Raw genomic sequence first — 23079 nt, 5'->3', positions numbered from 1 at the left:
CCCAAGACTCGCTATGAGTGATTTGCTAAATCTTTCTCAGCGGGGTTCCCACCCACTATATGGTGCGCCCTTTGCTTGGCGCACGAACCGTCCCCTGCCATGTGTGTCTATTAGTTAACAATAATGTAGATTGTCAAGTAAAATTGACCCCTTTTTTTAATTTTTTACACTGAAATTTGCCCCCCTGATTTTTTTTCAAAAATGGAAATAAAACTTAATTTATCACCACCTTGTAGCCATTAGCCTCTAGTTTCTTAAGTTGTATTATTACCTGATTTGTACTCTGTTCAAGATAAATATACTTATTTATTTCCTGCATTTTATCCTTCATTAGATGGAGCATCAAGCTTCTAAAATCATCGTTTATTATCTCAATTGAGTCCGGTTTAGGACTGGATTTTTCCTCAAAAACTCTTGGCTGGGATTTACCTTCACATAATTCTTCTATAGTCATAAAGCCATCATGTTTATCAGCTTTTATTTCGTATTTCCTAGTGTTTTTGTTGAAAACGTAGTTGGTTTCTTTTCTTACCTTTCTCTGAATAACTGGATATGAGCTTTGATACTCTGCTTCAACAAATGCTGCCGCAACTTCTTTACCATCCTCATTAAATATTTTTACGATTTTATCAAAATCAATTTCTGTATTTTTGTGTTTTCCCAAGGTCATGCCCCCTTAATTTTGTCCCTTTACGCGGTAGCTATCTCCTGTTATACTAATGATATGACAGTGGTGAACTAGCCTATCTAGTATTGCTGTGGCTGCTAGTTTACTTGTAAATATTTCATCCCATGAACCCAATGGGAGATTTGTGGTTATGATGAGAGAGTTTTTTTCGTATCTTTGGCGGATAAGTTGAAAAAATATACTCTCTTTTTCTTTGTCTAGCTTCATATGACCTAATTCATCTACAATTAATAAATCTATTTTAGAAAGCCTTTTAAATGCTTGTTTTAGTGTCTTTCTTTCATAAGCTGCATCTAGTTCATCAATTAGTCTTGTTGCTGGTATAAACAAAACCTTTTTTCCCTCTTCACAAGCCCTTATCCCTAGAGAAGTAGCAATATGACTTTTGCCCACCCCAGGTGGTCCTATTAAAATTACATTTTCTTTCTTTTCTAAAAAAGTCAGAGTTTGTAAATCTTTTATTTTAGCCATGTTGATAGTTTTAGGAAAGGAAAAGTCAAATTGATCTAGAGTTTTTAAACTTTCAAAGTTAGCTGCTTTTACATTTCTCATTTTAAGCCTTTCTTTTTTCCCCATCTCTTCTATCATTAATAGATTAGCTAAAAATTCTCTGTAACTTAAGTTCTTTTCGATGGCTAATTGAATTTCTTCTTCATATTTATCTCTAATATCTAATAGCTTGAATTTTTTCAGTAGATTTTCAAGGTAAACATTGTCTATGGAAATCCCTTCTTTTACATTCAATTTTGACCCCCCTCATAATATGATATATCCCTTATTAAACCTTCAAATTCTGTAGTCTTAGCTATATCTGAGAGAGATTCATTTTCTTGGGGATCTAATTGGTTATGATTTAGAATAATTTCTAAATATTTTTCTTTAATTACTTCCTTAATACTTTCAATTCTGTAGATTTCACTCTCTAAGCAGTAGTTTAGTATTTTATTAAGATCAGCCACATCATAGAGTTCCCTTAGTTTTAAAAATCCTCTAGCATGAAAGCTAGGTTGCTTAAGGATACTGGCCGTTCGTTTAAAGTACTCTTCACCCAGTTCGAAGGTAGCCACAAATTGTCTTTTGATTTCAGGGATAGATTTAGGAACTAGATTCTGTATCTCCCAGTAGTGGCTATCAACTACTGTATTTTTACCTTTACCTGTAATGATTTCATGTTCTGCTATCTTTTCTAAAGCCTCAGTGTAGATTTCTAGTCTAAATCCGTATACCTTCCTAATCCTAACGGATTTATCAACATATTTAACAGGCACACTGTACTTATTTGAATCCACTGATACCATAGAATCTAAGCTAACCTTTCTCTTACACATGTTCGTATTCATAAACCTTTTATTTGGCAATGGGAGCAGATACTCTATCTCTTCGAGAAACATATCATCAGGACTTCTTTTAGTAGTGCCATTGATTTCCTTATTCCAGGTATTAATAAATTCCTTAGCCGCAAAGTTGAGCTCAATCATAGATTTGAAGCTACTTCCCTTTATGAATTGTTCTTCTATGTATTGATAGGGTTTTTCCACTTTACCTTTAGTTCTAGCCCGGTAGGGCCTACAAGCGTTTAGCTCTGTACCAAGATGCATACTCAACATCAAAGTACTTTCGTTATACTTAACCTCCTTATCTTTTTCATGACTAATTACTAACGCCTTAGGGTTGTCTATTATTAATTCCTTTGTCACACCCCCTAAATCTCTGAAAAGTTCTTCAATAGCTTCATAAATAGAGTCTCCATCTACAGATTTAGAAAAGACAACCGCTTTTTTTCTTGAAGCAGATAAAATCATGGTTAAGCAATGAACTTCTGTTAATTTCCCTCCAATATCTACTTTATATGGTGACCAATCAAACTGAGACTGATCTCCATAGGGAGTTTCAACTCTTATAGTTGCTCTTTTAGTTATTTCATCTTTTTCTTCCTTGAGAGTTAAAAGGTATCTATATATGGGATTAATACTACCTTCATAACCCCTTTGTTTTAGTTCTCTAAATATTCTTGTACCGATAAAATCATATTGAGGATTTAAGTACCACTCCCTTATTTGATCTTTGTAACTATCAATTTTTGTTGGATAATACTCCCTTTCATATTTTGGTGGTTTCTTTTTCTTTATTAAGCTCTTTACTGTATTCTTTGACATATTCAGACTTCTTGCAATTGCTTTCTTAGGCACTCCTGCTCTATGGAGTCTCATTACTGCCTCCCAATCATGCATGTCCTTCACCTCAAGTCCCCCTAATCACTATGTAGAATTATTACTTTTTTTCCATGTGATTAGAGTATACAATATCTATGAGGGGGTCAAGTTTACTTGTAAATGGGGGGTCATTTTTAATTGTAAATCAATAATAATCCACTCCCTCCCGTATATGGGCAAAACAAAAGGATCATTCCCTGTACCAATACAGAGTTTGATCCTTACAAAAACAAGAAAAACTAAACGACCAGAGCCCAATGGAATATCGGGGTCTAGCCGCTAATTGAGTTTTTATTATTTCCACCGTCTACTTGACAGGAGGCAGTTCTTTGTAGAGACAATAAACTAAAAGCCTGACTCGAATAGAATATCGGAATCAGCCAACCTTTAGTTGCATAATTTTTACTTGGCAGAGGGATGTTCATAATACAAAAATTAATCCCTTCCAATTGATTTAATAACTCAATTCATGTCAGTTAATCTACAATCACTTCAGTTTGTATTAATCCTTTATTTTCAAGATTACCACACTAGCTATAAGTAGTCCTAATAATAAATATAGTTTATTAAACCCTTTATCCTCTTCAATAGGTTGTGGCTGTAACGTGATGTCCAATCCGCCATTACCATACAATTGTTCACCACTTCCGTTTAATTTATAATTATGTTGTTGTTTTTTTAAATTCTCTAAAAAAGCTGTAGCATCAGTAAACTGATCTATAATTCCTCGATTGACTTCTGATGGTGATGGTATATTCATAATCAATTCTTGATTATTAGGTCCCTGATAAAGTATATAAAACTTATTTCCATCCATTATCAGTATTGGTGCTGATTTTTTTTCGTTTTTAAATCTATTAATAGCTCCACTAAAATATCTTGCATCCCCACCAAATAAGATTGCTTCGAATTTACCCTCACTTTCCTCCACTCTTAAAAACGAAGCTGGTTTTCCATTTGTTTCAACTATAAACTGCCACTGATTAGTGGGCACTATAACATCTATAAATTTATCTTTCTTATTGCCCTCAAGCTTTTCATAATCAATTATATAGATACGAAACCCTTCTCCTAAAGACGCACTTAACATCTGTTCTGAATTATCGTACCCAAAATTTTTATATTCGTTAACATTCATAGATTTAAACTTTTCTGACCCCTCTGTAGCAGATTCATCTAATCCACTCGGTATTGATGTTGAAGCATTAGCAAGTACACTCAGTACTAAAACCATTAATAATGTTAAAACCAGAATCCTTAATCTCATTTTCTCACACTCCTATCTTTTAATATTATATACCGTTTCTATCCAATGCCTAGTACCAGATGAACTTCCTACAAAAGCATTATACGTCATAGAATAATAAAATCCATCACCTGGTTCCATGTAACTCACATATTTAGTAGAAGTGCTATCGTCATATCCTCGTAAAACTACCATATGACCAGTTCCATTGTTCCATGAAATTCCAGCTATTGCTGGTCTATTTGCATCAATTTCACTCATTATTGCATTGAAGGCAAGTGCTGAATATTGTAAAGAACTACTAAACCCGTAATTACTAAGCCCTTGTCTAACCTCACTTGACGTCGCTGGTTCATCTGCTGTATTACCCTTAACTGACTAACAACCCCAATAATACTATACAACCTCTCCACCCCTTACAACCACTATCTTCTATCATTTAACCCCTCGATATCCCTACCACACACTCAACATGTGTTTTGATAGAAAGGTGATATTGATACGCATAAATATTGGAAATAGACCCCCTACAACCCCATTTTTGAAATGGGGGTCGTTTAGGTATAAATGCGGCTAAACCTTTCTCAGTAGAAATCCCACCCACTATATAATACACCATTATCTTGACTCACTGCCTGGCATCTATCATGTACTTACAAATGGCATCCATGACAATATGGTTAATCCTAATGAGCGACTCTATCAAACTATTGTACTTTAATTACTTATTTCATCATACTTACCATCATTATTTAAATCAAAATAAATAACTATATATGGATATATCCTTTCATTCTTCTACCCTTTTGAAATAGATCTCTTCAAAAAATTCATTTTGAAGATCTTCGTTGAGAATCAATTCTTTTGTTTTATCAAAAATATTAAACATTTCTTTCTTGCTAATTTCATTTTTAAATCTATAATCAAATGCTAATCCTGGCCCACGTGAATATCGTACCTATAAGCTTTTTATTTGCTTATATTCGGACATGATATCTTTTTTGAACTCTTTAACTAAGGTAATGTTAAGATTGTAATAGGTTGCACAGGCGCTTAATAAGGTTAATAATGATACAGTTACAAGAAAGATAATTAGTTTTTTCATAAACATCCACATCAAATAAATCTTTTCGTTATTTACTCTAAGTCAAATAGTCCTATGGAAAATTATAAATACATAGGACTATTTAAGTCAAAATTTACTGAAAATACATCAATCCTCCATCAAAATTTTTCATGGCATCAAAAAGAATTTGGTAGTTAATATTATAGATTTTTCCCCAAGATGATACATTGACGAATCTATTATCGTTCCAATCTCTATAATATCTTGTTATCGTCATCCAATGCCATCCATGTTCGTCCCAAAAACCGTTTAGATTCAAAGTAGCAACTGGACTATCATTAGCCAATCCGTTTACAATGTAAGATGTTGTATTTTCAAGGGTAAATGCAGCATTGCTGGTCACCCTGTTTAGTGAGACCCCTCTCGAAGAAGCAAACTTCTCAACACCACTAGCAAAAGCAAGTGGGTCCATCCTATCCCCACAAGGACCCCCGGGCATGGTTACAAAATTTATTCAGGTAACGATGACTTTGCCCCTCAAATTAAAAGCATTTTGAGTTACTACTTACTATACTCAAAAATCATTTTTGTAAAGAAGTCAAAATTTCAATTCCCATGATAGTTGCTGGAATTTTATAATTTGGTGGCAAATTTGATAATATCACTACTCCTATTTGATTTTCTTTATCAAATCCAATATAGCTATTATAATTTCCGGTTCCACCATTATGCCAAATAATTTTATTTTCATTATCAATCATCCAGCCAGCACCAACAATATCTATTCTTATTCCCATCTTTTCATAACTTCTACTTGAAGCATTTACTTCAACTAATGCTTCATGTACTATAGATAAGTTACCTGATTTATTATTCATCTGTATCTGAACATATTTCATCATATCTCTAATATTGGACAATAATGCACCAGCTGGCATGTATGCATCTGATTCTGACCATTCCCAATAATTCTTCAAATCACCTGAGTTATCTGAAATTTTGGTGTTTGTAAGTCCTAAATCTTCTGAAATATAATCATTAATCAATTTCGTATAATCTTCATCATATATTCTTTCAAGCACAGATCCTAAAGTTGCCATACCAAAGTTAGAATATTTAAATGAATAACCAGTATTATCTAGATTAATCTTACCGAGTCTTTCTATGAGCATTTCCTCAGATATTCCATTATAATCATTTTTCCCGCGTAAAAAGTTTAAAATCATGGGCTTTTCAAAATAATATTCTTTATATCCAGATGTATGAGTCATTAATCTTCTGATCGTTGGATAATAATCCTTCTTTGGAAGATTTAAATACACATCAATGGAATCATCCAAGCTAATTCTGCCTTCTTTTATTGCTTTGCAAAGCAATGATGTGGTAAATGTCTTTGTAATAGATCCAATTTCATAGGTATGCTCTTTTGTGGGTAATTTATTACCATTCTCACCATAAACGTCATATGTCATTTTACCATTTTGTATAATTCCTACCGTAATGACTGCATCTTTATTATCTTTGGTTGTATAAGCGAGCATCTCCTCAAACGTCATTCTTGATAATTCATTGATTTTGTGTAAGCCATTAACACAATAACCACCGAACCCAACAGCAATAACCACCACTACTATTGAGATAGCTTTGAGTATTTTCTTTTTCCCCAATTTACACCTCTTCATAATATTCCCCCCTACAGATCTAGCAAGTGGCCCCGGCTAATGATCTGACCACACAAGGACCCCCAGACATAGTTACATATTAGTAATATTTCAGTTTGCCCATAAAACATGTATATAGGTACTATAAGTTGTTTCATTTAGTTACTATTTAATCATACTTTAATTTGTGTTACAATAAATTTGTATAGAAAATTTTTACATTTTATGCTTTACTATATGCTTTTCTTAGTTTTTTAAAGCTTTTCTCAAACCTCTCCGCAAATCCTCCTTATTTTTGGGTTCTCAATAGACCCCTCTAACAAAAAATATCCCCCAAACCGTAGTCTGAGGGAACATATAATCCACTTCAATATTAACTTGAAATCCTCGAAAGCCTTTGATATCAGGTTATTTTCTCTCTATCAACACTACACACTCCACGTGCGGCGTATGAGGAAACATATCCATACACTTCGCCATCTCAATCACATACCCAGCCTTCTCTAACTCCACTAAATCCACCACTAAAGTTTTAGGATTACACGAAACATAAACAAGCCTCTTGGCCCCAAAGCCAATGACATCTTGTAATGCACCGGGGTGAATCCCTGCCCTTGGAGGATCAAGGATAATGATATCTGGATTTTCCTTTAAATCCTTTACTTTTTGCCTAACATCCCCTGCGATGAAATGGCAGTTATCAAGACCATTCAGCCTTGCATTTTCCTTGGCAGCCTCTACAGCGTCTTCAATAATTTCAATACCGATTACCTTTTCAGCCTTTTGTGCAACTACTTGTCCAATCGTACCCGTACCACAATAAAGGTCAAATACAACTTGATTCTTTGCTTCCCCTACAAAGTTCCTTACGATTTCATAGAGCCTTTCCGCTGCCACCGTGTTAGTCTGGAAGAAGGAAAAAGCAGAAATCTTAAACTGGAGCCCTAAAAGCTGTTCCATGATATAGTCTCGACCAAATAGAATATCTGTCCGATCACTCTGGACTGTATCGGCTAAATTATCATTAAAGGTATGTAGGAAGCCCACTATTTCTCCCTTTAAGTCTAAAGCCTTTAATTCCTCCGTCAAGTCCTGTAGGTCGTATTGTTCTTGGGTTGTGGTTACTAGATTAATCAACAACTGGCCTGTGTAGTGGGCCTTTCGTACCACCAAATGCCTTAAATATCCCACATGTCGCATACTATGATAAAGGGGAGCCCCCTTCTTCTCGAAGTATTCCAAAATCGTCTTTAATACCAGTCTATAATCTTCATCCATAATTATACATTGATCTACAGTAACAATATCATGGTGTCGACCTCTTTTGTGCATACCGAGGGCCATTTTGCCACCCTTCTCCTCATCTCCAAAGGAAAATTCCATCTTATTGCGGTAATGATAGATGTTAGGGCTTCCCTCTATTGGTAGCCATTCCACTGCTGTAAAACCAGCTTCATTAAATAAAAGTTTTACATGTCTTTCTTTTTCCTTCAGTTGTTCTTCATAGGATACTGACTGTTGGAAGCAGCCACCACAAGCTCCAAAATGAGGGCAGGTTTCTTGATCTTCCAATGGAGAGCGCTCCAATACCTCCATAATTTTACCCTCTGCCGTTTTCTTCTTAATTTTCTTAATGTACGCCCTTACTTTTTGACCTTTAATTCCATGCTTTACCTTTATTTTAACTCCATCAACAGTACCAGATGCTTTACCACCAAATTCTGTATCTTCTATGATCAATTCAACCATGTCCTTCTTTTTAATCAACGCCTTCACTCCTACAATTTATTCATTATTCATTATTAACTATTAACTAGAATCTCTAACTCTGCTTCGGTAAGCTCTCGATACTCTCCTAGTTCTAAATTTTCATCTAGCTTTAGATTTCCCATTGAGATTCGCTTTAAGTAGACAACCTTCTTATCTACTGCTTCAAACATTCTTTTAACTTGATGAAACTTTCCCTCATAGATAGTCAGTTTTATCTCAGAAACAGTATCGGATTTTAGAATGGTCAACTCCCCTGGTTTAGTTTCATAGCCATCATCCAATGTAACACCTCTTTTAAAAGCTTCTATATCCGTTTCTGTCACTTTACCCTCCACGTGGGCATAGTAGGTCTTTGGTACGTGCTTTTTAGGGGATAATAACCTATGGGCAAGCTTGCCATCATTTGTTAAAAGCAGAAAGCCCTCCGTATCAATATCCAGCCTACCTACTGGAAAAACATCAAAGCTCCTATATTCTGCATCTATTAGATCCACCACCGTTTGGTGTCTAGAATCTTCTGTGGCTGAAATCACGCCATCAGGCTTATTCATCATCAAGTACACAAACTCCCTGTAGTTGATTTCCTCATCCCCCACTTTGATAATACTATTCTCAGTATCAACATGGGTGCTACTGCTTTTGATGACCTCTCCATCAACCGTGACAAGTCCACCTTTACATAGACGGTTTATCTCCTTACGACTTCCGTAGCCCAAGTGGGCTAGTACTTTATCTAATCTTTGTTTTTTAGCCATTTTCTCTCCTACTTTCTTTAGAAATGCTCTCCATTTTCATAGTAATTCTTCTTTTCAAAGTGGGTAAAAGCGATATCTAAAGATGCTACTCCAAGCATATTCATGTATTTTGTGATGGCCTTTGCAACTTGATCTTGAATCTCTTGTCCACGATCAAACCAAGCAACCTCTACAAAAGGATAAGCTGCTTCGATGTTTCCTTCACGAATGGCCATTGAGTGAATGTATTCCATTTCGAAATAGTCTCTTGGACATTCTACAATAGCTACCAATTCATCTATTAGTTCCTTATTAATTTTACATAAAAGTACTGGTGATACTCCTCTTACAATAATCTGTGGCATATAAAGTCCTCCTTAGTTTTTGCATTTTAATGCTTTTTAAATATTTTCATCTACTTTGACTTGCATTTAATATTTTTGATTCACATAGTTAGGAATGAGGGATTTTCTCACCCCTTCCTTGAAAATACCTTCCTCCTTTAACCTGTCCAGTAACCACTGACAGGTGGAGTGTAGGATTACATCCTTATGATCTAGAAAAACAATTTCATAGAGCTTTTTCTTTAGATATGTGGAGGAAACCTGTATATAGTAAGCCTCTACTCCCCAATAATCTAATACCTCTATAGCCTTCATGGTGGATCGATCTTTTTTATAATAGAAGTCCTCCACCTTTTTTAAAAACTCCTTATATTTCTCCATGTGCTTACCGTATTTTTTGATTTGGTTGGCCTGTAGATAATAATACTTTGCCATCGTATTGTAGTACTGATAGTTAAAGATGGCTTTTTCAAAGCTGTCTACAACTTTGAAGGGGGTAATATCGAGTCTTTGGATTTCAAAATAGCCTTCTTCTATGTACTCTTTTTTTGTGATATCCCCCTTTTTAAATTGTTGTATTAGACTTTCCCTGGCTTTAAAAAACTTTTGAAAAATATTCTCTCTTGGTATATATCTCAAATCAAACACCCTTTACTGTTCCAACTTTATCCTTATTATTATACAATGTAGATGATTTTACTTCAAATCTATCTAATTTTTATTTTATAAGTTATGATGGTGGTTGATTCTATAGTTTTTGTTGAAATGGAGGATTCTACTCAAGACAATATGTGAAAAAGCAAATAAATAAGGCTCCAATAGGAGCCCTGTAAGCTTAAAAATAGTTTAGTCTTTATTGTCTATCTCTTTTTCAATCGGATTTTCTTACTGCACATGGAATATGATAAAAACAGCATCATTATAATAATGAAGTAGATATTTGTAGGGTAATTCATTGAATATAAAGTCATCAATGCAACAATACCTCCACTGATTGTGATTGGTACTCCCATGTAGACTTCGTCAAATTCAATAATATTGAACAGAGCCAAACGATACGCACCACATATGGCAAAAAGAATAATGATACCAGTACCTAGAATTCCAAAATGAACCAATTGATAACTCCAAATTAATATTGCGGGAGCCACACCAAAAGAAATTAAATCGCATAAGGAATCTAATTCTTTACCAAACTCACTTTCGGCATTTAACTTTCTAGCTAGTTTGCCGTCAAAGCGATCTAGGAAACCAGCCAATAAAATTAATAATGCAGCAGCAGCATAGGCCTCTACTGTTATGCTTATAATTGCAATAATACCAAGGCTTAAATTTAGGTAAGTAAACATGTTGGGTATGTGTGCTTTTACTCTCATCTTCCATCACCCCTTATTTCTATTTTTATAATTATTTTTTAGTCTTTACCAGTGCTTCATTAAATATTAATAAAAATAAAACCACTCCATTTTATTTTACTTCATTTTACCCTAAATTCATAGTCATAAATTTATATTTGATTTATTATTTTTAAAAAATCTACAGGGTATAAATAACTATAATTGTTGAAAAATAAAATATATAGTGATAAAATTTATAAGATGAATCGCTACATAAAAGCTACAATTATTTCCATAAAACATTTGTTATCCATTATCTCTAAGATAAATTAATTTTAGGAGGAGTTAAAAGATGCCATTAGTTACAAGTAAAGAGATTTTCCAAAAAGCCTATGATGGTAAATATGCCATAGGAGCTTTTAACGTTAATAACATGGAGATTATTCAAGGTATAGTTGATGCAGCTAAAGAAGAATCCTCTCCTTTGATCCTTCAAGTATCTGCTGGAGCTAGAAAATATGCTAACCCTCATTATTTGAAAAAATTAGTAGAAGCAGCAATCTTAGACACTAATTTACCAATCGTTTTACACTTAGACCATGGAGATAGCTTTGAAATCTGTAAACAATGTATTGATGATGGATTTACTTCTGTGATGATTGATGCTTCCCATCATCCGTTCGAAGAAAACATCTCAATTGTTAAAAAAGTTGTAGAATATGCCCATGATAAGGGTGTTGTTGTTGAAGCCGAGTTAGGGAGATTAGCTGGTATTGAAGACGCTGTTAACGTAAGTGACAAGGATGCTACCTTTACTAATCCAGATGAAGCAGCAGAATTTGTAGAAAGAACAGGTGTCGACTCTCTAGCTATAGCCATCGGAACCAGCCACGGTGCTTACAAGTTTAAGGGTGAGCCAAATCTTGACTTCGAAAGATTAGAAACTATATCAAAACTTTTACCAAACTTCCCATTGGTATTACACGGAGCATCAACTGTACTTCCTGAGTTCGTTGACTTATGTAATCAATATGGTGGAGATATCCCCGGTGCTAAAGGTGTACCAGAGGATATGCTTAGAAGAGCTGCTCAGCAGGGAGTCTGTAAAATCAACATTGATACTGACTTAAGGCTAGCAATGACAGCAGCTATCAGAAAGTCAATAATCGAAGATCCTAAAAACTTCGACCCAAGAAAATACTTAGGTGCAGGAAGAACTGCCATCAAGGATATGGTAAAACACAAAATTGCTAACGTGTTAGGAAGTAGCAATACAATTTAATATCACTAATAATCTATGCGAAACCCCTCTACTTTAGTAGAGGGGTTTTTTAGAGTGTTGAATTTCCTTAGTGTTAAAGAAGGTGATGGTTGTTCAGTCACCCTTAGCCTGTTGATGTTTAATGCACAAGAAAAAGCAGCACACTTTTTCAGAAGGTGAGGGAATGAATTATAAATAATATGTCAATCCTTAGTAATAATAAATATGCAACCAAGGAGGTAGTTAAATGAACATATTAAGAAAATCTTTATTGGGAGGTATTATTACAATCCTATTTACTGATATATATTCTCAATTAATTCCTAATAGTACCCTCGGCCTATTGCTTAGCCCAGAAGTCACAGATAGCTCAATAGCATACTGGAGCTATCCTGTAGCCTTTATTATTGGGGGGATCATGGCGGGACTACTATTAGAGCACTATTCTTACTTCTCCCTTATTAGCGTAGGGTTGTTTTTAATCGGAATTATCCACGGAGTATATACCTCTACCCCAACCCTAGATTTGTATATTTTCTTAAGATTTAGCCATGGCTTTTTAGTCGCCTCCAGTTTGACTGTTGTTTTATGTTGGTATGGGCAACTACTAGACAGAGGATATTTTAGAAGACAAATCGGTCTACTTTTAATCCCAGTTCCTTTATTTACATTGCTTTTTCTTGTTCTTGATCAAGGCATTTTTCCTGAGATAGAAAGCTATTGGACTACTTTCGTTTTTCTATTCTCCTATATCTTCTTCAGTGTCCTTAGTCTAATGCTTACAGAATACTTAGCAGAGATTCCCCGAAGGTCCATGGGACTTTCTACAAAGGATTTTAAATCTACTCTTACTAACTCTAACTTAGTTTATTATTATTTAGCTGTAATACTAGGTAGCTTTACTTTAGGGACCATTTTTCAATCCCCCTTTAAAATTTCCTTTGTCGGTTTTGCTACTCTACTTTTAACCATGGCCCTAGCCTTTACCACAGGGGTAGGAGCTATTGGAGATCGTATTGGAGATACTAAAGGCATATTGATGTCTCTATTGTTGATAGCGCTTAGCTTGTCCATTTTTCCTCTACTTTACGGATCTCGTTTGATCTTGATCACCCTTCCCCTATTGGGAATCGGTATAGGAATCTTGAGCTCCTGCATCTATGGAGGCGTGGTAGAAAAGTTTAATAACTCCAGTTTAGGAGTATTATTAGGTTTTTTTCATAGCGCTGCACTGACATCGTATATTGGAGGGTTGTTCATTACCAACACCTTCGGCGCCCAAGCATATTCCCCCTATTTTATAAATTGCCTAATGATTATAGGATTAAGCATCCTCTATATTAGAAAAATCCATGGCCCCTTTAGTACCTCTACTGGTTTTAGAACAACAAAATAGCATCAATTTCCACTAAAAAAAGAGGCAGTATCCTTTTTAATAAGAACTGTCTCTTTTACTATTTAGTAAATCAATTTTTCGAAGGTGGGCTTCACATTTAGAGCCTTCTTCAATTCATTATATTGTTCCATAGCCTGTCTATTACCATAGCTGACCTTTTCAGCCCTTAACAACAGGTTTTTTGGGGTCTCCAACGGTGATATATATTCTACTATAGATACTTTGTAACCCTTTGCCTCCAGTAGCAATGCCCTTAAACCATCTGTCAATACGTCTGCCATTCTTGCCTTTAATATACCATGTTTCAGAATCGGTTGTAGTGGCCCATATTCATATTGGCTTAAGATTTCCTTTTGACAACATGGGACTGATACAATTGCTCTAGCATTTACCCTTACACCTAATGCCAAAGCCATATCGGTAGCAGTATCGCAGGCATGAAGACTAATGACTAGATGAATATCTCGGTCGGGAATATAGTTTTTAATATCTTCCTTGTGGAAGGACATATTTCTATAGCCTAGATTTTGTGCCATTTTCCTAGAGGATTCTATTACCGTCTCAGAATAGTCCAAACCAATAAAGTGGCATTTCTTTTTTAATACCTCAGTTAAGTAATAGTTCAGAACAAAACTTAAATAAGACTTTCCACAACCACAGTCTAAAATGGTAATCTCCTCTAAATCTTCTAATTCCTTTAGAAGATCTTCTATCAACTCAACAAAGTGGTCAATTTGATTGTATTTACGAATCATGTCATTCTTCACTTTGCCTTCTTTGCTCAGTACTCCTATTTCCTTTAATAAAGCATTAGCTGGTCCAACCTTGATTAAGTAATCTCGATTTCCAATATGGGTAGTTTTAATTCCTTCTGTCGGCTCTTTAATCTGTTCATCCTCATATTTAATCTTTACATTCTTCTGATCAGCCTCGATCACAATGGTGGTTCCCCTCTCTTTGTAGTGGATTACCATCTCATCATATTGTTCGGCAATATTAGCTATTTCGTCAATAATTTGGTCAATTTTATATACTTTAGTCACACCATTAAAGTTTAAAGAAATCCCTTCAGCTTCTGGAACTCCCTTTCCTTTAAATTTCTTTAGACCTGAAGTACAGATAAAGTTAATGTCTTTAAATAATATGTAATTCTCTTTAAGCCTTTCCTCTAAACCTGATAAGAAGAGCTTCAACTTCATAAGACTTTGCTTTTTCATTTCCAATTTCATTCCTTTTTTCTAGAATTTCGCTTTTTCTATAAATTATCCACATTAATTTTCAGAATTTCATTAATTTATCAACAAGTTATTCGAGATACCCACAATCCATTGAAGAACTCATCTAAGTACCCATTCTACAATAATTTTACCAAGTCAAAGTTCAAGTAATCGCAGGATACTAAATTGTATTCAACATCCCTGTGAAGTCCTTGAATACCAGCTTCATAGGAATCTTCTCCATGAAGATGACCATATACCACCTTTTCCACCTGATACTTTTCCAGTATTTCTGTAAATATTGATGGCTCAAAATGATCGTTTGTGGGGGGATAATGGAGCATGACGATAAATTTCCTAAAACCAGCCTTCCTTGCTTTCTCTATTGATGCCTCTAATCTTAAGCCCTCCCTAATATAGATTTTTTCATCCTGCTCAGTATACTTGTAGGGATTTGGGCATGTCCAACCCCTAGTACCACAGATGGCATAATCTCCATAGGTAAAAAAATTATTTTGGATAAAATCCATTCCATCAAATAGCTGATTTAATTTTGTAATTGAAGCCCACCAATAATCGTGATTTCCTCTAATGAGGATCTTTCTACCGGGCAACTGATGGATCCACGACAAATCCACCAAGGCCTCCTCCAATTTCATTCCCCAAGAAATATCCCCTGCGATTAATACGGTGTCCATATCTTGGATTTTCTCCAGCCATTTTTCTCGAATTTTTTGGTGGTGCATATACCAATGTTCTCCAAAAACATCCATTGGCTTATCAACGCTTCCACTCAAGTGTAGGTCTGCTATTGCATATAGTGCCATATTTCTTCTCCTATATATTTATTCAAACAACTCGTATTTTTCACTATAATGTCCAATTTCTTGAGAGAGTTTCTTTAAGGACTGAACCTCCCCCTTATCCCAAAGCTGATTGAATCTTTCTTGAAACTCCAATGCTTCCTTAGCTTTACCCATTAGGTACAGCTTTTGAATATTTTGCAATATGTTTGATACAGTATTTGATTTTACTTCAAACATCTTTTGGGCCTGACGGATTTCATGTCTAATTTCAGACATCTCTTGGTCTAGTTGAAAAGCAGCATCGGCTGCTTTAATCAAACGATCGTTGATGTGTTCTGGTATGTTATGTTTATACTTATATTTTAGAGAATGTTCAATTGTTCCCCAGAAATTCATAGCTAAGGTTCTAATTTGAATTTCCACTAGTATTCTTTTAGGTCCCATTGCTGTTTGGATAGGATACCAAATGATAACATGGTAACTTCTGTAGCCACTTTCCTTGTAGTTTGTGATGTAGTCCTTTTCAGAATGAATCTCTAAATCAAGCCCATCCCTTTCTCTAATATAATCAACTACTGTATAGATATCCTCAACAAACTGACACATAATCCTGATTCCAGCTATATCTTCTATTTTCTCTTCAAATTCTTCCATATTAATATCCAGCTTCTTTGCCTTTTCAAGAATACTGGAAATCTTTTTTACCCTACCTGTTACAAATTCTATTGGGGAGTATTCACCTAGCTTAGTTAACTCTTTTCTGATACTTTTAAACTTTACCTTTAATTCTTCAACTGCATGCTCATATGGTATCAAAACTTTTTTCCATTCAATATGTTTATGCATTAAATCACCCCGCTACCCGATTACCTAAATATTGGTTGTCTTTTCTTTCCCTTATATATTATACCATTAATTTTCATACTGGGTAATGGATTGTTATTTATAAATTTCATATTTTACTTGCTATTAATATCTATTAAATCCACTTCTTTTATACTTCGTAAGTATCACAATCAAAAAAGAAAACTACTGTAGGATGCAACAGTAGTTTAATGATTTATATTAGTTTTATTTGGTTTTATTTTGATATGTAATCTGCTAAGTCAAGGATTCTATTGGAATAACCCCACTCGTTATCATACCAAGAAACGACCTTCACCATTTTGTCTCCCACCATCATAGTTGATAATGCATCTACGATAGAAGATCTTGAATCCTTCTTGTAATCGATAGAAACTAATGGCTCTTCTGAGTAGCCAAGGACACCCTTCATTGATCCTTCAGCTGCTTCCTTTAACTTTTGGTTAATTTCTTCTACAGTAGCATCCTTCTTTAATTCTACTACTAAGTCTACTACTGATACTACTGGGATTGGAACCCTCATAGCCATACCATTTAATTTTCCTTTAAGGGATGGAATAACCTTTGCAACTGCCTTTGCTGCACCAGTCGTTGTTGGAATAATTGACTCCGCCGCCGCTCTAGCTCTTCTTAAATCCTTATGGGGTAAATCTAATATTCTTTGATCGTTTGTGTAGGCATGAACTGTAGTCATTAAACCAGACACAATACCAAAGTTATCTTCTAGAACCTTTGCTACAGGAGCTAAACAGTTTGTTGTACAGGAAGCATTTGATAAAATATGGTGCTCCTGAGGATTGTAATCCTTTTCATTAACCCCCATTACCACCGTTAGGTCTTCACCAGATTTAGCTGGAGCTGAAATAATTACCTTCTTTGCTCCTCCTACAAGGTGTTTGGAAGCATCTTCTTTAGTTAAAAATTTACCCGTTGATTCAATGACAATCTCAACTCCCATTTCTCCCCATGGTATTTCAGCTGGGTCTCTGTGGGCAGTAAATTTAATTTCTTTATCTCCAATGATTAAAGCGTCTTCAGTTCCTTTAACCTCTTGAGTCATTGTACCATATAGTGAATCATATTTAAAAATATGAGCATGATTTTCTGGTCCACTCGTACTATTGATTGCTACTACTTCAACCCCTAAATCCCTCTCAAGGGAAGCTTTTAAAACAGCTTTACCAATTCTACCAAATCCATTAATACCTATTTTTGTCTTCATATTAATCCTCCTTAATACTGAATTCGTAAATAATTATATAACACAATCAACTTTTATAACATACTTTTTTTATATTTTTTTATGATATTTTTGTAGTAATTTGCTTTTCAGTCTTTTTATATAGCATAATTGATTATTTAACGGATTTATACCCATTATTCACTATAACCATCATCTTACCCTCCCCTTAAGCCGCTTACTAGACTTCATTCCTTATTGCACTTTATTTTCAACAATTCTTTATTTGTACACTCATCTCAATACCTATTTACTTTTTATGTTTATTTATTCCATCTTTATTAATATCCCTTTTGGACAAAATAACTCTGAAAAACTCTAATGGAGATCGCTACCCAACGTTTGAGGTGATCAATGCCCTACTATAGGGTATTTTAATATAGAAAGCCCAGTTCCTCCCTATTAAGGAACTGGGCTCTTTAACTAAGTATCTATTTTTATCTAAAAACTTTTCCATGTAGATAATTGAATTTATCCCCTTGTCTAGTATTTCGTTGCTCCATTATTCCATGAATCTCATCCCTTATCTTCCACCAGCTGGTGTTCCAGTTGACGAAGAGGGCATTTTCTTCTGGAGCTCGTCCGATTAACCTCTGAACAACAATATCGGGGCTTAAATATTGTAGGAAGGTGATTACCCTTTCTTGATATTCCTGAAGTCCAATCATTTCAAACTCTTTATTTTGATACATTTTCCCCATTGCTGTATCCTCCATTAGATAGAGGGCATGAAGCTTGATACTGCTGATTTCCAAAGCCGATAATATTTTAGCATTTTCGATAACATCATCTCGATCGTCCCAAGGGAGATTGAGGATTAGGTGAGTACAGATTTCAAAGCCAAATTTTTTGATCTCCAATACCCCATTGATAAATTCGCCTAAAGTATGTCCTCGATTAATTTTCTTCAATGTATGGTAATTTACTGTTTGAAGACCTAGTTCTATAGTGATCTCCACGGAAGTTTCTTTTCTAATCCGATCTAATACCAAAAGATGCTCCCGTGAAATGCAGTCGGGTCTAGTGGAAATACAGAGTTCTACAATGTCTTCTAAGATTGCCTCCCGTAGATAGGCTTCGAATAACTCTACATCTAAATAGGTATTGCTATAATTTTGGAAATAAGCAATAAACTTGTTGGCCTTGTATCGCTTACGAATATACTCCATATTTTGTTGAAGTTGTTCCTTTGGGGATAATCTATTGGATAGGCTCTCAAACCCTGTTCCTATTTCTCCACAAAAGGTACATCCGCCAGTCCCTGCTTTACCATCTCGATTTGGACAGGTGACGGGTAGATTTACAGGGAGCTTATATACCTTTTCTCCGTATTTTTCCTTCAAATATTCTGAATATGCCCTATAGGGCAACACTGTTTCCTTCACTTAAATCATTCCTTTTTGCTGATTTTCCCTTCATAGCCAAGGTTGCCATGAAGCTAATAAATGCCATCACTGCCATAATGACAAAAATCAGTTGATATTGATGAACTTCATATATTCTTGCGCCATTCACTAAGTTTCCCCTCCAGCCGAAATCAAGTAATACACCCATCCCAAAGCTTAGCACTGAACCACCAACAAATTCTCCAACATTGATAATGGCAGCGGCACTACCGGAAAAATCAGGGTCGTTTACTTCTTTAACATTCGTAAAAGATAAGATATGGAAAATGGTACTTATACCGATTAGCAAGAAGATTATAGGGATTTGTTGGATTGGTGGTTTCCCCCCCATGACTGCCAAATAGACCCAAATCATCATATAGAAAATGGTGGCTACATTAAGGATTTTCTTAATTTCCCCATTTAAATATTCAGATATCCGTCCCACAAAAGGTGCCCCCACAACGAAACCTATGGATACGAAGGATAAATAACCAGCCGCTTGGGTTTTTGTAATTGAATAAACCTGCATCAAGTATGGCATTCCCCATAATCCAATGATGGCAGTAGTTGCCCCCACCATAAAGAACATAATCATAAATGGTGGCCAAGTGTGTGGGTTTAGAATAACTGACTTTAATCCCTTTTTAATATCCTTCTTCACCGTTGGCTTTTCCAAAACATCAAATCCTAAATCACTTGGATGATCCCTGACAATTACCCATATCGCCACTGCGATTACGACAGAAGAAGCCCCCATTAGCAAGAAACTATTTCTCCATCCAATACTCAGTACTAAATATGCTAATGGAACTGTTGCTAAAAAAGCCCCCAAATTACCGATAAAGGATGTGTATCCGCTTACTGTGGAAAATTTTTCTGGCTTAAACCAAAGACTTTGTACCTTCATAATCGACACAATAATAACCGATGTACCTATACCCACTAAGAATCTTGCAGCATAAGCCAGTAATAGGCTATCTGCTAAACCAAATAAGATACTACCTATCCCAGTTAGTAGTGTACCCCAACTACAGATTTTTCTTACACCTATGGTATCCACCATAATCCCAACGGGAATTTGCATGAGAGCATAAGCATAAAAATTCATTGCTGTTAAATTCCCTAATGATTTACCATTCAATCCCAAATCCCTGATTAAGTCATCAGAAACCACCCCAATTGACAAACGATGGAAAAACACCGCCACAAAGGATAATACTAAAATCCCCCAGATGCTCCATTTCCTACGATGATAGTTCTTGTCCATTTTAATCCCCCTATTAAAATAATTGCTTTAATTACTCTTATATTTACACAAGAAGGGAGATTTCTATAGTGAGTATAAAGAAATCTCCGCCCTCCGATTTTATTTCAACCATATTTCCTTCATGGGTTTGAAATTATGTTGGTATAATTGTCATATTTACTTTTTCCTCAAATTTTTTACGGATTCTTAACGTCATACTGTTTTCTTCTACTACTTCTTGGGACTCTCCCATCACGACTCTGCCAATATTCTTTTTATCACAATAATCATAGATGGTTTTCTCAACATTAGAAGATCGCAAAACCGTCATTTCCGCATCAAACTCTTTGGAAATCTCAAATAAGTACTCCAACGCCTCCCCCTCATGGGAATTGCCTAAGATGTTGTATCCTTCTGGGGCAACATGGACAACATAGAGCTCACCACCATGCTTTTCCCTCAATTCTACCCCCACTTTAATTAATCGTTCACAGGTTTTCTGTTGTGTAACACATACCATTGTATGCTTTATATTCTTCATATTTAGGGCCTCCTTCTGTATGTCCTAAATCTTTTACTGTCATATCCCCAGTAGCACTGTTTTATCACCAGTATCATTATACTATCGTTTTTTCTGTTATAGTCTTCCAAAAGGATCTCTACATAATAATTATTCTAACTTGACTTATTAATTGATTTTAATGTTTACCTACTGAAATAATTCTAAAATCTCCACTGGCATTTCACCAATACGCCAGACAGACACACCCTTTATTCCATAAAACTTCGCAAGCCTCAACTTACTTTGAATACTCTTTTGATTTTCATATTTAATCCAGTTTTCATTCTGGTCTGGATCTTTGTAATAGAAGTTTGGAGTCATTGTAATATAATCAAAAGTTACTACACCCTCCTTTTCGTCTAAGGCCCGATAGATGGAGCTAAAAGGAGGTGTATAAAAGCTTCTACTACCATAAACAGTCTGCCTGATTTGGGTTCCTCCAGCCATTTGCAACCCAAGGATAATCTTATTAGGGTCAACTCCTTCATCTAACATCACCTTTAAAGCCCCATGAACCCTAATAAAAGGAGCGTGATCCGTTAAAATTGTTGTATCCTTAGAATCATGGTAATCATGGGCCATTAAGATGATTTCATCAGCAAAATTGCCAATCCCTTCATAATCATAACCATCAAAATATCCAATTACATTTTTGGGTTGTACCGCCACCGACAAAGTATATCCATAGGGGGTAAGGGCTACCTTTAAATCCTTTAAAAAGCTGGTGTATGCACTTTGATACCCCTTTTCACCATTACGAATGTTTTCTAAGTCCATCACGATTCCAGTAAAGCCATATTGTTGAAGACTATTAACAACACTATTTATGACCTCCCCTTGATTTTCCTTATCTTCTAAAAGTGGATAAATCAAGTGGGTTCGTGTATCTGTCAGCATTAATTTCTGATCTACATTTTTTTCTTTAGCAAATTCCAAAGGCTCGGTATAGTCTTGAGGTAATCTATGACGACTCTCTTTACTATTCATGGTAAATTTAATCTTGCCATCTTCCCCTAATTCCAACGCACTCCATCCAAAAATAGTCTCATTGAAATATTCAGTGTACTCCATTTGCTTATAGGAATCTATAGCATAAAAGGCAGTTTCCTTCAATTTTGTCTTCTGGTCTAAGAATCTAACCAACATCAAGGCTGCCTCTGCCCTAGCCGCTGTCTGAGAAGGCTTAAACTCAGATCCCTTTGAAGTGGTATACCCTGTTATAATTCCCTTTTCACTTGCAAAGTTAATATAAGGCTTTGCCCACAAAGGAATCTTAGCATCATCTAAAAATATGGTTTTTTCTTTATTAGTAATGATTTGGGGGGCTAGTCCTAATGCACGAACTATCATGATTGCCATCTCTTGGCGGGTGATAGGGGCTTTAGGATTAAAATACCCGCTGTATTCTTTTGGAGAAATAATCCCCTCCTCCACAGCCTTTTCTATAAACCCATGAGACCAACGGTTTGATGGTACATCTTTAAAGCTATCTGCTTTTTCAGGTACTGTAAGTTCTTCCCCCAATGCCACTACTAAGATTTTGGTGAACTCTTCCCTTGTGATTTGATTAGCAGGCTTAAAGGTACCATCGGAGTATCCTTGGAATATTCCTAGATGTTGTAATAGATATAAATCTTCCTTATCATTCTTAATCCAATGCTTTTCAATATCTGTTAAATTGATTATATTAACAGTTGCTGTTGCAAAACCTGTATTTAGAAAAATGAATACTGCCATCATTATAATAGCTAATTTATTTCTCATAGGAGCTCCTCTAATATATGTATTTTTAATGACCTTCTACTTTTATTATAGCATAGAAGCCAGTACCAATAAATTACTTCTTTGTCTAGACTTTTTAAAACCTTTAGATTTAAGGTGCAAGTAATGCCAGCGGCAGTCGCGTACAAGTAGTCCGATAGTGTGCTGGGGTTTCGCAGTGACACAGAAGATGATGGCTTTTCAACAGGCGACTAGGCTGTTCAAAATACCTTATATTCAAGGAACAAGAAAACCCAGCGAACGCCGCGTATAAATAAT

Annotated in this window: 23 protein-coding genes; 2 read left to right on the top strand and 21 right to left on the bottom strand. The window is 35.3% G+C overall.

Going from position 1 to position 23079, the window contains the following annotated elements; genetic code table 11:
• Positions 1-214 precede the first annotated feature (214 nt).
• From JOC73_RS14405 to pssA, 13 genes are all read right to left on the bottom strand, one after another.
• Positions 215-664, bottom strand: a complete 450-nt coding sequence (locus JOC73_RS14405) for a hypothetical protein (RefSeq protein WP_204404477.1) — start codon at positions 662-664, stop codon at positions 215-217.
• A 12-nt stretch (positions 665-676) separates the two neighbouring features.
• Positions 677-1432, bottom strand: a complete 756-nt coding sequence (gene istB / locus JOC73_RS14400; RefSeq protein ID WP_204404475.1) for an IS21-like element helper ATPase IstB — start codon at positions 1430-1432, stop codon at positions 677-679.
• Complete coding sequence (gene istA / locus JOC73_RS14395; RefSeq protein ID WP_207755119.1) at positions 1429-2919, bottom strand: IS21 family transposase; 1491 nt, start codon at positions 2917-2919, stop codon at positions 1429-1431. Before istA ends, istB begins: the two co-directional genes overlap by 4 nt.
• Positions 2920-3403: 484 nt before the next feature.
• Positions 3404-4168 (bottom strand): hypothetical protein, encoded by a 765-nt coding sequence (locus JOC73_RS14390; RefSeq protein WP_204404471.1) that lies wholly within the window; start codon positions 4166-4168, stop codon positions 3404-3406.
• Between the two features lie 12 nt (positions 4169-4180).
• A complete protein-coding gene (locus JOC73_RS14385) occupies positions 4181-4408 on the bottom strand; it encodes a hypothetical protein (protein ID WP_408626942.1) in 228 nt (75 codons plus the stop codon).
• Positions 4408-4551 (bottom strand): hypothetical protein, encoded by a 144-nt coding sequence (locus JOC73_RS15225; RefSeq protein ID WP_243427998.1) that lies wholly within the window; start codon positions 4549-4551, stop codon positions 4408-4410. The genes JOC73_RS14385 and JOC73_RS15225 overlap by 1 nt, the downstream gene beginning before the upstream one ends.
• A gap of 795 nt (positions 4552-5346) precedes the next feature.
• A complete protein-coding gene (locus JOC73_RS14380; RefSeq protein WP_204404469.1) occupies positions 5347-5616 on the bottom strand; it encodes a hypothetical protein in 270 nt (89 codons plus the stop codon).
• A gap of 178 nt (positions 5617-5794) precedes the next feature.
• The gene (locus JOC73_RS14375) at positions 5795-6895 is read right to left on the bottom strand and encodes a serine hydrolase domain-containing protein (protein ID WP_204404467.1); all 1101 of its coding nucleotides are present in this window, start codon (positions 6893-6895) and stop codon (positions 5795-5797) included.
• Positions 6896-7282: 387 nt separating this feature from the next.
• Positions 7283-8641: a 23S rRNA (uracil(1939)-C(5))-methyltransferase RlmD gene (rlmD, locus tag JOC73_RS14370; protein ID WP_243427997.1), complete on the bottom strand. Its 1359-nt coding sequence runs from the start codon at positions 8639-8641 to the stop codon at positions 7283-7285.
• 35 nt (positions 8642-8676) lie between these two features.
• Positions 8677-9399, bottom strand: coding sequence for a pseudouridine synthase (locus tag JOC73_RS14365; protein WP_204404465.1), 723 nt, complete (start codon positions 9397-9399; stop codon positions 8677-8679).
• Positions 9400-9416: 17 nt separating this feature from the next.
• On the bottom strand, positions 9417-9743 hold the full coding sequence (locus JOC73_RS14360; RefSeq protein WP_204404463.1) for a DUF1904 domain-containing protein: 327 nt from the start codon (positions 9741-9743) through the stop codon (positions 9417-9419).
• Between the two features lie 66 nt (positions 9744-9809).
• A complete protein-coding gene (locus JOC73_RS14355) occupies positions 9810-10370 on the bottom strand; it encodes a DUF6648 family protein (protein ID WP_334297455.1) in 561 nt (186 codons plus the stop codon).
• A gap of 212 nt (positions 10371-10582) precedes the next feature.
• Positions 10583-11098, bottom strand: coding sequence for a CDP-diacylglycerol--serine O-phosphatidyltransferase (gene pssA / locus JOC73_RS14350; RefSeq protein WP_204404459.1), 516 nt, complete (start codon positions 11096-11098; stop codon positions 10583-10585).
• A gap of 313 nt (positions 11099-11411) precedes the next feature.
• Here pssA and fba point away from each other — a divergent pair, with 313 nt between their 5' ends.
• Both fba and JOC73_RS14340 read left to right on the top strand, forming a co-directional pair.
• Entirely contained in the window at positions 11412-12341 is a 930-nt protein-coding gene (gene fba, locus JOC73_RS14345) for a class II fructose-1,6-bisphosphate aldolase (RefSeq protein WP_204404457.1), read from the top strand.
• Positions 12342-12567: 226 nt separating this feature from the next.
• On the top strand, positions 12568-13716 hold the full coding sequence (locus tag JOC73_RS14340; protein ID WP_204404455.1) for a hypothetical protein: 1149 nt from the start codon (positions 12568-12570) through the stop codon (positions 13714-13716).
• A 62-nt stretch (positions 13717-13778) separates the two neighbouring features.
• Here JOC73_RS14340 and JOC73_RS14335 read toward each other — a convergent pair whose 3' ends face one another.
• The 8 genes from JOC73_RS14335 to JOC73_RS14300 all read right to left on the bottom strand — a co-directional run bounded on the left by JOC73_RS14335 (position 13779) and on the right by JOC73_RS14300 (position 22803).
• Entirely contained in the window at positions 13779-14933 is a 1155-nt protein-coding gene (locus tag JOC73_RS14335) for a class I SAM-dependent methyltransferase (RefSeq protein WP_204404453.1), read from the bottom strand.
• 137 nt (positions 14934-15070) lie between these two features.
• The gene (locus JOC73_RS14330; RefSeq protein WP_204404451.1) at positions 15071-15760 is read right to left on the bottom strand and encodes a metallophosphoesterase; all 690 of its coding nucleotides are present in this window, start codon (positions 15758-15760) and stop codon (positions 15071-15073) included.
• Positions 15761-15778: 18 nt separating this feature from the next.
• The gene (locus tag JOC73_RS14325; RefSeq protein ID WP_204404449.1) at positions 15779-16585 is read right to left on the bottom strand and encodes a GTP pyrophosphokinase; all 807 of its coding nucleotides are present in this window, start codon (positions 16583-16585) and stop codon (positions 15779-15781) included.
• Between the two features lie 235 nt (positions 16586-16820).
• A complete protein-coding gene (gene gap, locus JOC73_RS14320) occupies positions 16821-17825 on the bottom strand; it encodes a type I glyceraldehyde-3-phosphate dehydrogenase (RefSeq protein WP_204404447.1) in 1005 nt (334 codons plus the stop codon).
• Positions 17826-18280: 455 nt separating this feature from the next.
• Entirely contained in the window at positions 18281-19228 is a 948-nt protein-coding gene (locus JOC73_RS14315) for a TIGR01212 family radical SAM protein (RefSeq protein ID WP_330613222.1), read from the bottom strand.
• Positions 19203-20498, bottom strand: a complete 1296-nt coding sequence (locus JOC73_RS14310; protein ID WP_204404445.1) for an MFS transporter — start codon at positions 20496-20498, stop codon at positions 19203-19205. The genes JOC73_RS14315 and JOC73_RS14310 overlap by 26 nt, the downstream gene beginning before the upstream one ends.
• Before the next feature lie 133 nt (positions 20499-20631).
• On the bottom strand, positions 20632-21018 hold the full coding sequence (locus tag JOC73_RS14305) for an adenine nucleotide alpha hydrolase family protein (RefSeq protein ID WP_204404443.1): 387 nt from the start codon (positions 21016-21018) through the stop codon (positions 20632-20634).
• Between the two features lie 168 nt (positions 21019-21186).
• Entirely contained in the window at positions 21187-22803 is a 1617-nt protein-coding gene (locus JOC73_RS14300; protein WP_204404441.1) for a glycosyl hydrolase family 18 protein, read from the bottom strand.
• Between the last annotated feature and the right edge of the window lie 276 nt (positions 22804-23079).

This window comes from Alkaliphilus hydrothermalis, from assembly GCF_016908555.1.
Classification (GTDB): domain Bacteria; phylum Bacillota; class Clostridia; order Peptostreptococcales; family Natronincolaceae; genus Alkaliphilus; species Alkaliphilus hydrothermalis.
The sequence above is the reverse complement of the archived record's forward strand: the minus strand, read 5'-3'. Positions and strand labels throughout refer to the sequence as shown.